12 protein-coding genes and 3 tRNA genes are annotated in these 13,049 nt (G+C 35.0%); 7 read left to right on the top strand and 8 right to left on the bottom strand.

Annotated features, from left to right (window positions below; translation table 11 throughout):
* From BLS90_RS14740 to proS, 6 genes are all read right to left on the bottom strand, one after another.
* Positions 1 to 288, bottom strand: a 288-nt coding sequence (locus tag BLS90_RS14740) for a transposase (protein WP_139171443.1), incomplete at its 3' end; no start/stop codon positions are given.
* A gap of 102 nt (positions 289 to 390) precedes the next feature.
* Complete coding sequence (gene rpsT, locus BLS90_RS14745; protein ID WP_091258993.1) at positions 391 to 642, bottom strand: 30S ribosomal protein S20; 252 nt, start codon at positions 640 to 642, stop codon at positions 391 to 393.
* A gap of 33 nt (positions 643 to 675) precedes the next feature.
* Positions 676 to 747: transfer RNA gene (locus BLS90_RS14750), tRNA-Glu, on the bottom strand.
* A gap of 38 nt (positions 748 to 785) precedes the next feature.
* Positions 786 to 857: transfer RNA gene (locus tag BLS90_RS14755), tRNA-Glu, on the bottom strand.
* Between the two features lie 47 nt (positions 858 to 904).
* Positions 905 to 976: transfer RNA gene (locus BLS90_RS14760), tRNA-Glu, on the bottom strand.
* A 78-nt stretch (positions 977 to 1,054) separates the two neighbouring features.
* Positions 1,055 to 2,533: a proline--tRNA ligase gene (gene proS, locus BLS90_RS14765; RefSeq protein ID WP_091258995.1), complete on the bottom strand. Its 1,479-nt coding sequence runs from the start codon at positions 2,531 to 2,533 to the stop codon at positions 1,055 to 1,057.
* Positions 2,534 to 2,633: 100 nt separating this feature from the next.
* Between proS and BLS90_RS14770 the strand changes: the two genes are divergently transcribed.
* The 5 genes from BLS90_RS14770 (at position 2,634) to BLS90_RS14790 (ending at position 8,293) form a co-directional block, all read left to right on the top strand.
* Positions 2,634 to 3,677 (top strand): hypothetical protein, encoded by a 1,044-nt coding sequence (locus tag BLS90_RS14770; RefSeq protein WP_091258997.1) that lies wholly within the window; start codon positions 2,634 to 2,636, stop codon positions 3,675 to 3,677.
* 53 nt (positions 3,678 to 3,730) lie between these two features.
* A complete protein-coding gene (locus BLS90_RS14775; RefSeq protein ID WP_091258998.1) occupies positions 3,731 to 5,308 on the top strand; it encodes an OmpP1/FadL family transporter in 1,578 nt (525 codons plus the stop codon).
* Between the two features lie 239 nt (positions 5,309 to 5,547).
* Positions 5,548 to 6,861: a 30S ribosomal protein S12 methylthiotransferase RimO gene (rimO, locus tag BLS90_RS14780; RefSeq protein ID WP_091259000.1), complete on the top strand. Its 1,314-nt coding sequence runs from the start codon at positions 5,548 to 5,550 to the stop codon at positions 6,859 to 6,861.
* 30 nt (positions 6,862 to 6,891) lie between these two features.
* A complete protein-coding gene (locus tag BLS90_RS14785) occupies positions 6,892 to 7,359 on the top strand; it encodes a hypothetical protein (protein ID WP_091259002.1) in 468 nt (155 codons plus the stop codon).
* A 31-nt stretch (positions 7,360 to 7,390) separates the two neighbouring features.
* Positions 7,391 to 8,293: an N-acetylmuramoyl-L-alanine amidase gene (locus BLS90_RS14790; protein WP_091259004.1), complete on the top strand. Its 903-nt coding sequence runs from the start codon at positions 7,391 to 7,393 to the stop codon at positions 8,291 to 8,293.
* Positions 8,294 to 8,858: 565 nt separating this feature from the next.
* On the opposite strand, the gene BLS90_RS14795 is transcribed toward BLS90_RS14790, so the two are convergent.
* Positions 8,859 to 9,908 carry an outer membrane beta-barrel protein gene (locus tag BLS90_RS14795; RefSeq protein ID WP_091259006.1) on the bottom strand — a complete coding sequence of 350 codons (1,050 nt, stop codon included), beginning with the start codon at positions 9,906 to 9,908 and terminating at the stop codon, positions 8,859 to 8,861.
* A gap of 591 nt (positions 9,909 to 10,499) precedes the next feature.
* On the opposite strand from BLS90_RS14795, the gene BLS90_RS14800 reads away from it, so the two are divergent.
* Positions 10,500 to 10,805 (top strand): hypothetical protein, encoded by a 306-nt coding sequence (locus BLS90_RS14800; RefSeq protein WP_091259008.1) that lies wholly within the window; start codon positions 10,500 to 10,502, stop codon positions 10,803 to 10,805.
* A 79-nt stretch (positions 10,806 to 10,884) separates the two neighbouring features.
* Entirely contained in the window at positions 10,885 to 11,364 is a 480-nt protein-coding gene (locus tag BLS90_RS14805; RefSeq protein WP_139171445.1) for a hypothetical protein, read from the top strand.
* Positions 11,365 to 11,507: 143 nt separating this feature from the next.
* On the opposite strand, the gene BLS90_RS14810 is transcribed toward BLS90_RS14805, so the two are convergent.
* Entirely contained in the window at positions 11,508 to 12,860 is a 1,353-nt protein-coding gene (locus BLS90_RS14810; protein WP_091259012.1) for an NAD-dependent succinate-semialdehyde dehydrogenase, read from the bottom strand.
* Positions 12,861 to 13,049 lie beyond the last annotated feature (189 nt).

The raw sequence follows: 13,049 nt of genomic DNA on the forward strand, positions 1-13,049 counted from the left end.
CAAAAAAGACTTCTGTTTCTCTAGAAGTTTTACTTTGGCTTCAAGTTCCATTATCTTTTGTTCTGGCGACTTTGACATAGTAAATGGTGTTTGGTTTTCCCAATCAAAGTTACCGAATTTTCTAAGCCATTTAACAACAGTTGATCTATTTTGAATGCCATAAGTCTTTGTGGATTCTGTAACTGTAAGTTGTCCTCGTTCAATTTCTTGAACAATTTGTAATTTAAAAGACATTGAATAATCTTTTTGAGTCCGCTTCACATAGCGCGTTTCTTCATGTTTTTCCATTAGGATACTTTTTGTGTATCGCTATTTCAGGACGGGACATTACATACAAAAAAAAGCCCTCATAAAATGAGAGCTTTTTTTGTATGTAAAAAATTGTATTAATTACAATTTAGAAACAAGTTTCGTTAATTTAGATTTTAAATTAGAAGCTTTGTTATCATGAATAATATTCTTTTTAGCTAACTTATCAATCATAGAGATCACGCTTGACAATTTAGATGTAGCATCTGTTTTATCAGTAGCTATTCTTAATGCCTTGATTGCATTACGAGTAGTCTTGTGTTGGTATCTGTTTAATACTCTTCTCTTTTCGTTAGTTCTGATTCTCTTTAGAGCTGATTTATGATTTGCCATTTTATTGCTTTTTTATCTTTTACTATTTTATTGTAGTCCGTAAGGGAATCGAACCCCTGTTACCAAGACGAAATCTTGGCGTCCTAACCCCTAGACGAACGGACCATTATCCCCTAAGTTTTATCAATATGAATTGAATTTTGTAGCCCGTAGCGGAATCGAACCGCTCTTACATGGATGAAAACCATGCGTCCTAACCGATAGACGAACGGGCCATACTTCCCTCTAAGTTCAGGAAAACTTTAATCTGCAATAAAAATAGTAGCCCGTAGCGGAATCGAACCGCTCTTACATGGATGAAAACCATGCGTCCTAACCGATAGACGAACGGGCCCTGCTTCTCTAATGCGGATGCAAAAATACAACTATTTTTGAGACGCACAATAGCTGATGCAAAAAAAAATATTTTTTTTTAATATGCCTTCGCAAACAACACCCTTCCAACTGAACTTTCTCCAGTAAAAACACAGCTTCCCGTCGCTTCTACCCTGTCTAATGGAATACATCTGATGGTCGCTTTAGTCAAGTCTTTAATCTTTTCTTCAGTGGCTGCAGTTCCGTCCCAATGTGCTGATACAAAACCTCCTTTAGTATCTAAAACTTCTTTAAACTCCTCAAAACTGTCTACCTCAGTAATATGTGTATTTCTATAATCTAATGCTTTTTCGAACAATTCTTTTTGAATTTGTTTCAATAAATCACTGACATAAGTTTCAATTCCATCTTTAGAAATTACTTCTTTAGACAAAGTATCTCTTCTTGCAACCTCAAAAGTTCCATTTTCTAGATCTTTTGGACCTACAGCAATTCGCACTGGTACCCCTTTCAACTCCCATTCCGCAAATTTAAAACCAGGCTTCTGAGTAGTTCTATCATCAAATTTCACAGAGATATTTAATTTTCTTAGAGCTACAGTCAAAACATTTACCTCAGCTCTTATAGCATCCAATTGCTCATCTGTTTTATAAATAGGAACAATCACTACCTGAATAGGTGCTAAACTAGGAGGCAATACCAATCCTTGATCATCTGAATGCGTCATTACCAATGCACCCATTAAACGAGTAGATACACCCCAAGAAGTCCCCCAAACGTGCTCTTGCTTTCCTTCAGCATTTGCAAATTTAACATCAAAGGCTTTAGCAAAATTCTGACCTAGGAAATGCGAAGTTCCTGCCTGAAGCGCTTTTCCGTCTTGCATCAAAGCTTCAATACAATACGTTTCCTCTGCTCCCGCAAAGCGCTCTGTTTCTGTCTTTATTCCTTTTATAACTGGAATTGCCATGAAATTCTCGGCAAAATCAGCATATACATTCATCATTTTTTCCGATTCTTCAACTGCTTCTGCTTTTGTTGCATGCGCCGTATGCCCCTCTTGCCATAAAAACTCTGCTGTTCTCAAAAACAATCTGGTTCTCATTTCCCAACGCACTACATTGGCCCACTGATTAATCAACAACGGTAAATCTCTGTAGGATTGAACCCAACCTTTGTATGTAGACCAAATAATTGCCTCACTGGTGGGACGAACAATCAATTCTTCTTCCAATTTTGCATTAGGATCCACCATTAATTTGCCGGGTCTGTCTGGATCGTTTTTCAACCTATAATGGGTCACGATCGCACATTCTTTGGCAAATCCTTCCGCATTTTTTTCTTCGGCTTCAAACATGCTTTTTGGCACAAATAATGGAAAATAGGCATTTTGATGTCCCGTTTCTTTAAACATTCGATCCAACTCCGCTTGCATTTTTTCCCATATCGCGTAACCGTAAGGTTTGATAACCATACAGCCTCTAACTCCTGAATTTTCGGCTAAATCGGCTTTAACAACCAACTCATTATACCATTTTGAATAATCGTCTGCTCTCGTAGTTAAGTTCTTACTCATACTGAATAGTTTGGCACAAATTTTGCATTAATAATTTTACGTAAATAGTTCCGCAAAACTAACTATTTTTGTAGTGTCCAACAATAAAAACTCCATATATATGAAAACTAGTACTCTTTCCTTCCGAAATCCAACAATTTATTACTTCGTTGGAATTTTGAGCATTTTGTTTACATCTTGTGGCTCTTATCAAAACAGCTCTTACTATGATTCTGATGGAATATATGGTAATACCCCAAGAAGAGCTGTTGCAGTAGAGGCAGAAAATGCTCCCAACAATCAATATAAAGACTATTTCGGGTCTTTGCAGAACAACAATCAACCTGTAGAAATTTTTACAGATGTAGACAACTATAATGATTACAACATTGAAAACGACTCTCTACAAGACAACGTAAGCTATCCTGGATGGGGCAGTAATCCTCAGGGCGTAAGCATAAACATCTACGACAACAATTGGGGCATGAACAATTGGGGATGGAACGGTGGTTTCGGTTGGGGCATGAATAACTGGTATGGAAACAACTGGGGATGGAATGGCGGTTTCGGCTGGGGATGGAATGGCGGTTTTGGTTGGGGTATGAATGCCGGTTTTGGATGGAATAATTGGTACGGAAACAATTGGGGATGGAACAATTGGCAAGGTAACAACTGGGGATATCCTAATTCCAATAATAATGGCGGCTATTCATACAATAGAGGCCGAAGAGGTTCTTCCTACACCACCAATACGAATACGGATAGAAATTACAACACCCGGAATTCAGAAAACTACTCTAGAAACCAAGGCAATACCATTAACCGTAGAAACGATTTTAATGGTAGAGGAAATACAAATACCGATTTCCGAAGAAATACTACAAACGGATTCAATAGGAACAGTCCAACCTTTTCAAGAAATCAAGGACAATCACAAAACAACTCGAATTACAATCCAAGTAGAAGAGGAAGTGGTAACGCTACTCGCAACCAAAGCAACAGACCGGAAAGATCCTATACTCCAAGTTCAACAAACGATAATAATTCAAGATCATACAGCCCTAGCAATAGTGGATCAAGCAGTTCCAGAGGATCTGGTAGTAGCGGAAATTCTGGAGGTGGTGGAAGATCATCCGGAGGTGGCGGTAGAGGCGGTAGAGGATAATCAAGATAAATTTCCGTTCTTTTTGCAGTATTAAATTATAACGATTCCATTATATGAAAAAATATATATTTTTAGTAGCATTAGGCTTCTCAGTAAGCGTTGCGCAATCACAAGAAATCTCTGATGCACTTCGCTATTCACAAGATAATTTAAGCGGTACAGCTCGGTTTAGGGCTATGAGCGGTGCGTTTGGAGCATTAGGAGGAGATTTATCTTCCATAAATGTAAACCCAGCAGGTTCCGCCATTTTTTCGAATAATCAAATGGCCATTACACTAAGTAATTACGACATTAAAAACAATTCGAACTACTTTGGAACCTCAACGTCCGAAAAAAACAATTCTTTCGATTTAAATCAAGCTGGAGCTGTCTTTGTATTTAACAACAGAGGGAATAGCAAGTGGAAAAAAGTTTCACTCGGCATCAATTATGAAAATACTAATAATTTTGATAATGGATTATTTTCCGCAGGAACGAATCCAAACAATTCAATAGGCAATTACTTTTTGAGTTATGCCAACAATTCAAATGATGGAGCCCCTGTCCCGCAAGAATTTGTAAACAGAGTACCTGGCGAAACAATCTCAGATTTATATTCATTTTTAGGAACTAATCTTCCTAATAATCAATATCAAAACTTAAACGGATTCTCTGCTCAGCAAGCATTTTTAGGATATCAAGGCTTCGTAATTGATGCTGTTGACACCAATAACAATAACTCTCCTTACACTTCGAATGTTCCAGCTGGAGGCAATTATTATCAAGAAAATTCTATCTATAGTACTGGTTATAATGGAAAACTATCTTTTAATGCAGCAACATCGTATAATGATAAGTTATATATAGGACTTAATTTGAATTCTCATTTTACTGACTATCGCAAATCATCCACTTTTTATGAAGATAATAATGCACCACTAACAGCAGATTATACCGTAAGCAGATTGAGTTTTGAAAACGATTTATACACGTATGGCACAGGATTCTCGTTCCAAGTAGGAGCCATTGCAAAATTAACGAATGAAGTTCGTGTAGGTCTTGCTTATGAATCATCTACATGGTACAACTTAAATGATGAATTATCTCAAAGACTAGTTGTTGTAAGGAGCGCTTCAAATGCTGATGATATCACTAATGATGTAAATCCTCAGTACGTAAATAGGTACGAACTTTATAAACTGCAAACACCAAGTAAGTTAACTGGAAGTTTTGCTTATGTATTTGGGAAAACCGGTTTAATAAGCGTTGATTATGCTATGAAGGATTACAGCAATACTAAATTCAAACCTGAAAACGATTCTTATTTTAACAATTTAAACAGTGAGGTGAATTCCACTTTAACTTCTACTGGCGAATTAAGAATAGGGGCTGAATATAAGATTGAGGCTTTAAGTTTAAGAGCAGGATACCGCTACGAACAAAGTCCGTATAAAAATGCTGTAACTATAGGTGATTTAACTGGTTATTCAGGTGGTTTAGGTTACAGTTTTGGCTCAACAAAAGTTGATTTAGCCTACTCCTATGCCAAAAGAAACACACAACAAGGATTTTTTAGTCAAGGACTAACTGATGGCGCAAACATAGATGCTGTAAACAACGCTATTTCACTAACCTTGCTATTCGAATTATAAAGTACTAAAATTAGTATAAGAAATCCGTTTCGTGATTATGAAACGGATTTTTTTTAGCCCTGATGGCAGTGAAAATCCTCCCGCTTTTTAGCGGGAGATTGCAACGTACAGCAGGAATAGCTCCATAAAAAAAAACAAAGTTTTATGGTTCGAAATGAATTAATAGAAACTGAAACAAGTTCAGTTTAAATAAAAATTGTAATTTTGCAAAATTCCCAAATTATAGGGATTCTAATGATATGAGAACGAAGTCTTTAAAAAAGAATAAAATAAACGTGATCACTCTCGGGTGCTCAAAGAATGTATATGACAGTGAAGTACTTATGGGTCAGCTTCGCGCAAGCGGAAAAGACGTTACGCACGAAGCTCCGGAAGCCGAAGAAGGAAATATTATTGTAATAAATACTTGTGGGTTTATTGATAATGCTAAGGCAGAATCAGTGAACATGATTTTAGAGTATGCTGATAAAAAAGAAAGAGGACTTGTTGACAAAGTATTTGTTACTGGCTGTTTGTCGGAACGTTACCGTCCCGATTTAGAAAAAGAAATCCCTAATGTGGATCAATTTTTTGGAACTACGGAATTGCCTGCTTTGTTAAAAGCTTTAGGAGCTGATTACAAGCATGAATTGTTAGGAGAACGTTTAACGACCACCCCTAAAAACTACGCTTATTTAAAAATTTCAGAAGGTTGCGATAGACCCTGTAGCTTTTGTGCAATCCCATTAATGCGAGGAAAAAATGTTTCCCAAACTATTGAAAAACTAGTAAAAGAATCTGAAGGTCTAGCTAAAAATGGCGTAAAAGAATTAATTTTGATAGCTCAGGATTTGACCTATTACGGTTTGGATATTTACAAAAAAAGAGCCCTTGGAGAATTATTAAAAGCGCTAGTTAAGGTAGAAGGAATCGAATGGATTCGTTTGCATTACGCTTTCCCTACTGGCTTCCCTATGGAAGTATTGGAAATCATGAAGCAAGAGCCTAAAATTTGTAATTATTTAGATATTCCATTGCAACACATTTCAGATTCAATTTTGAAATCTATGCGTCGTGGAACTACTCAAGCAAAAACAACTAAATTACTAAAAGAATTCCGCGCTGCTGTCCCAGGAATGGCTATTCGCACGACTTTAATTGTAGGATATCCAGGAGAAACGCAAGAGGATTTTAATATACTGAAAGATTTTGTTCAAGAAATGAAGTTTGACAGAATGGGTTGTTTTGCCTATTCTCATGAAGAGAATACACATGCTTATTTACTTGAAGATGATGTTCCAGACCAGGTGAAGCAAGATCGTGCCAATGAAATAATGGAATTACAATCACAAATTTCTTGGGATTTAAACCAAGAAAAAGTAGGTCAGGTTTTCAAGTGTATTATCGATAGAAAAGAAGGAGGTCATTTTGTAGGACGCACAGAATTTGACAGTCCTGATGTAGATAACGAAGTTTTAATAGATGCGTCAAAGCATTATGTGAAAACTGGCGAATTTGTTCTAATAAAAATTACAGAAGCAACAGAATTTGATTTATACGGAGAACCCGCTTAAATTTATAATATTTGATTTAAAACATTAGTTATGAAACCACTTCAATCTATTCTAACGGTACTATTTATTGCGCTATTTTCAAATACTGTTTCCGCACAATTTGGAAATGGCGGATTCAATAATGGTTATGGAAATAATAATGGTGGTAATCGCCGCATGAATAGTTCGATGGATCAAAATAGAACACAGGAAAAACCGAAAGAGATTCCTGTCGAAGTTACGGTTGCAAAAATAATCGAGCGAATAAAACCTGAACTCCTTCTAGATGAACTTCAAGTAGTTGCTCTTTCTAATATTTTGAACGAGAGCATTAGAACGCAGGGCGTGCTTATGAAGGCAGAGACTAGCCACGAACTTAAAGTGGAAAACTTGAAAGTACTTTCGGAGGTTACAGATAGAAAAATAATGGAGTTACTGAATAAGGACCAGAAAGAAAAATTTGTCGCCCTTAATGAAGCGGCAAAAAATCCAAAAAAATCCAAAAAAAAATCTAAGTAACTGCTTATAGCCCATTGTTAAATAAACCTACATGAGAAAAATTTTTTATTATCTAATTTTTGCCGGCATTATTACTTCCTGCTCTCCCAATCCTTACAAAAAAAGTGAGAAAGTATATGACGAGAAACTTAAATCATTAAAAGAAACTATTTCAAATAAAGATCCGCATCCGTTGCCGGTCATTCCTCATGTAATACTAAATATTGATACTTTATACACACAGCAATTACAGACTTATAAGGACACGATTTTCAAAATGGGTTCTACCCCATTAGAAAACGGAATCAATACAGAATGGATAGGAACGGTAAATTTTAACCTGCGAAAACCCAACTTAATCATTATTCATCATACGGCACAAGATTCTCTGCAACAAACCTTAAACACGTTTACAAAAATAGCACCGCAAGTAAGCGCTCATTATGTAATTTCAGATGATGGTAAAGTGGTTCAAATGTTAAATGACTATTTAAGAGCTTGGCACGCTGGAAATGGTTCTTGGGGAAAAAATACAGATATTAATTCTACATCAATAGGTATTGAACTAGACAATAATGGATCTGAAGTTTTTTCTGAACTGCAAATCAATAGTTTACTAGCTCTTTTAACTAAGTTGAAAAAAGACTACAATATTCCGGCTCAAAATATTATTGGTCACGCTGATATTGCACCAACGCGGAAAAAAGATCCAAGTGCTCTATTTCCATGGAAAATATTAGCTGAAAAAGGGTTTGGAATTTGGCCTGATGCTTTTTTAGAGACAGCTCCCACTACTTTCAATATAGAACAAGGGTTACGAATCATAGGATATGATACTAAGAATTTGTCCGCTGCAATTATCGCATTCAAGCTACATTTTATTCAAACTGAAGTAAATGATCTTTTAGATGAAAAAACGATAAACACTATTTATTCTATTTATAAAAAGCAATAATTAGTACCCATCTAAAATTAAAAAACGGCTTCTAGATCACTCAACAGCCTATTTTTAGCCACACTAGCTATCATACAATATCACAGAAATCTAGAGTGCTCCTACTAAATAATGTTTAGTCAAGCCCCTATTTTTACATTGATGTATAGGAAATTAAAAGCCAAAACAACTAAATTATTGCAATTAAATGTTCACCTATGTAGTACAATTAACTACATGTACGCAAGGATAGATCGATAAAAAATTAGTGAAATTTAATTCCATATTCAAAGATGAGTTCATGATTTCAAAATTGATAGTTTGTGATAAAAACATTTATTTAAACCACGGCTAGAACGTTACAAAGCGTTTAGTTTAATCATTTAATACAGAGCAATAGCTATTTTAACCAACGACCTTTTCAATACAATAATTCCAACACTTTTCCTCTTCTAGGATCAAAAAAGAACGAATCGTTGCAAAAAATTCACTTTTCATTATTTAGATTTTATTCCCTTTACCTTATAAAAAAACTGCCAAAATACTTAAAAGCATTCTGGCAGCAAAAAAAAAAATAGTATTGGAATTAGAATGAATAGGTGGTTGCGAGTAAAGCATAAGCAGTTACTCCTTTTGGTGCAGCATCACTATTTGAAAAGATATCCTCTGAGGCCATATCTACACGAAACTCTGGTATGATAGTGAGATTCCCCACTTTATAATTTAAGGACAAGGTATTGCCCACAACGCTGGTCCCAGCAAGCAAACCTAGTCCTGCAGTAGCCTCCTTAGCATCTAAATATTCCAATCTGTAGGCTAAACTTAAAGATTCTTTAAAAGTTACATTTGCATATCCTACTAAAGAAAACCATTCGCCATCTAACGTACTATTAGCATCATTATTTGTCATTGCGTACGTACCATTGAATCCTAGTGAAAAAATGTTACTTACTTTTTTTGTTCCCACAAAGTCAAATTGGGTTTTATTTTCGTCTGAAGATGGATTACTACTCCCTGAAGTTACATTAAAGTAAGCACTCCCGCTATCTCCCAAAAATGCTACCTGCCCGATAAATGTTTTCTGAGAGGAACCCGCCTCTATTGCTGTTTTGAAATCAGTTGGGTTCGAAACACCAGCCATAAGACTAAACTTTCCTGATGTATATTGTGCTTTTACACCCGTATTAAAGAAAGGACCATAGGTAAATGCATAAGACATACTGTAATTCTTGTTATCGACGGCATCCAATAATTCATATCCAATGTGAGTACCAAAGCTTCCAGCGGTTACTTTAAACTTATCTGAAAATTCATAAGTAAAATTCAATTGTTTAATCATAAATGTTTCCGGCCCGTCATTATAAGTAAATTGAGCCGCTCTATTTCCAAAACCTAAATCTACAAAAACAGATGCTTTACCCATTTTATGGGAAGCCTCTATAGAAGCCATTCCTAATTCAAAGGAGTTATGAGAATTCGTAAAACTCGTTAAACTGTTATCTACTCCGGAAAAATCATACTTGTAATAAGCGTCCGCTGATCCTGCAAAAGTAGTGGCAGGAGCAGGAGTTGTTTCTTGTGCAAATGTTAAGGTAGTTGTTAGTAAAAATACTAAAGTAGCTAGTTGGTTTTTCATGTTTGGTTGTTTTGATTCGTAATAAGTTGGATAATTAATCGCTTCTGGTTTTAATCTTTGGAGTTTTCAGACAGTATTAGATCAATAAATAATTATTTTTAATGCCTTTTATACCCTAAAATTCTCTTTTTATTAAAGCGAATTTATTAACTTTTATCCCACTTGAATTACTATTTTCTACTTTTTTATCGAGATTTAAGAAAAATTATCAATAACGAAAAATGAATAAAATTAAATGTTTATTCCCTATTTTTTAGCACCTATTTTAAAAATTCAATAATGATGTTTTATTCTTGAACCCTATTTTATTTGGATATTTAACTATATTTTTAGTTTTTAAAACCTAAAATGTCATTTTTAAACATTTTATTTCAAACACACCCCCTTAAAAAATACATTTTAATTAAAAATAAAAATATTTATCAAAAAATATAAAATAACAAATTATTTGATATATTCTTGCTAAAATAAAGTTACACCCTATTTTGACAGCGTCCAAACCATCGATCTAAAGCATCGAAACAAATAGATCTTCATTAATTTATGAAAATTTTAATTGTGTTTAGTTTCCTTTTTTATTATTTTTAGGAGATGAATCAAGTACTCGTCAAAACTTGTTTGTTTTTAGCATTGGTCACTTTCTCTTTTGTATGGATAAGTGATGGACTTGCTGTGCTAGCTGGTGATAAAAAATTTGATTTTTACGAACAATCGGAAAAGAACTTAGAGGAAAATAATTTAGAAACCCAAACAAAAACACTTTTCCTAACGACTATTGAAAGTCACCACTCTTTAGAATTTTCTATTTTCGAAAAAATCAGTATTCATTCTAATGATTTGTTTAGCATGAAGGAATATGCCTTGCAAAACACTACTCCACCACCAAAGCAAGGATAAACAATTCCAGCGTCCATAAAAAAAGAAAATACACGTACAAAAAGCTTTAAAAAACACCTAGATAAAAATCTATACTATAATGAGAAATATATTCACAATACTCGCACTTTCACTTACGGTCCCTGTGATGGCACAAACTCATGAGATCACAAAACATAACGGAGAAACAATGGAGGTAAACTTCATTAAAATTGAAAATGATTTAGTTTACTATACCAATGTAGAAAGCAACGAAGAAAAGAAAGTTAGCCAATTCGCAATTTCCCAATTACACGAAAAATCGAAAAATGAAGCTAAAACCATATCCGAAAAAATAATGCCATCTGGAAAGGCCGATTATACGAAAGTCATCGTGTTAAACGCCTCACAAACCGAAGGCTTACTGGAATCCGGTACGATAACAAGCTTTTTAGGAAAAACTAAAGGAGAAACTAATCAATCCTTTAAGGATGGAGCTGCAAGAAGATTAAAACAAAATGCGGCTGATCAAGGATATCCCTTTATTGTGATTCTTTCCACCAAGTCTAAAGATTTAAAAGCAGTTATGTATACCTATTAAGAAAGGGGACATTTACATTGCAAGGAAAAACTCAAAGCGCTTTTGATAGGAGCGAAAAAATAAAACGAGAATAGAATTGTAAATACAATTTCTATTCTCGTTTTTTGATTAAACTGTAGCTTTCCCTTTGAAATAAAAAAATATTATTCGATAACTAGTGATTTCATGTTCATAAATTCTTTGATTCCAACTGCTCCTAACTCCCTGCCATAACCAGATTTTTTTATTCCCCCAAAAGGAACTCTCGAATCCGAACGGACTAAGGAATTCACAAAAACATTTCCTGCTTCTATTTTTCTTGCTAGTTTATAGGCATGCTCACGGTCTTCAGTCCAGATTGCAGCAGCTAATCCATATCTATGAGTATTGGCAATGGCGATCGCATCATTTTCATCTTTGGCTCTACTAACCGTTGCCAGTGGACCAAAAGTTTCTTCCTGAAATGCAATTGAATTAACGGCTACAAAATCAATTAAAGTAGGCTGAAAATTGCAGCTTTCCCACTCTCCTCCTACTATTAATTTCGCTCCTTGCTTTAGTGATTTTTCCAATTGATCACCTAAAGTTTCTGCTAAATCTAAGCGAGCCAAAGGTCCCATCTGAATTCCTTCTTGTACTGGATTACCCTGTTTTAATGCTTTTATATTTTGCGTAAAAAGTGACACAAATGCATCAGCTACTTTTTCTGTAACTATAAAACGTTTTGCGCAGATGCAAGCCTGACCCGCGTTTAACATTCGGGATTGTGCCGCAACGTGGGCAGCTTTCTCTAGATCAGCATCATTTAATACGATAAAAGCATCTGAACCTCCCAACTCCATAACTGTTTTTTTGATGTGTTTCCCCGCAAGTGAAGCTACTGAAGAACCTGCACCCTCGCTACCGGTCAAAGTAATACCATGGACAATATTAGAGGCTATAACACTTTCGACCTGCGGTATTTCAATGCTTATTTGTTGAAAAACTCCTTCAGGAAAACCGGCTTCTAAAAAAGCACTTTCAATCGCTTTAGCACAGCCAATTACGTTGGATGAATGTTTTAAAAGGGTAACGTTTCCTGCCATAATTGCTGGTGCGGCATAACGCAGTACTTGCCAAAAAGGATAATTCCATGGCATTATTGCAAAAACAGCTCCCATGGGATCATAAACAGACATGCTCTTGAATGGCGTGCTGTAGTATTCGTCTTGTAACATTTCCTTTGCATGCTCCGCGTAAAAATCACAATTACTTGCTGATTTTTCTACTTCAGCTATACTTTCAGCTATAATTTTGCCCATCTCATTCGTAATAAGCAATCCTAATTTTTCTTTATTTTCTCTTAAAATACCCGCAAGTCTTTGCATTTTATCTGCTCTTTGTTGAAAAGAAGTAGTTTTCCAATCTTTAAAAGCGTTTTCAGACAATTTAAGCTTGTGATTGAGTTGCGCATTTGTTAAAACTTCATGCTCAGCAATCACTTCTTGTGAAAATGGATTTATGGATTTAAAGATCATGTTCGTTGTATTTAAAATTCGTTGTAAAGGTAGTTAGGAAGCAGCTGAAAATATTTTCAAAATCATGCTAAAGCTAATCAAATGCTTTTTATAATATCTGCTTGAAAAGAAATCAGTTTGGTAATTAGAAATCTCTACTATAGAATAAACTGTAAACATAAGATTTTAGATTCTTACGTTTATTGTCAA

It is taken from the genome of Flavobacterium omnivorum (genome assembly GCF_900099915.1).
In the GTDB taxonomy this organism is placed as follows: Bacteria; Bacteroidota; Bacteroidia; order Flavobacteriales; family Flavobacteriaceae; genus Flavobacterium; species Flavobacterium omnivorum.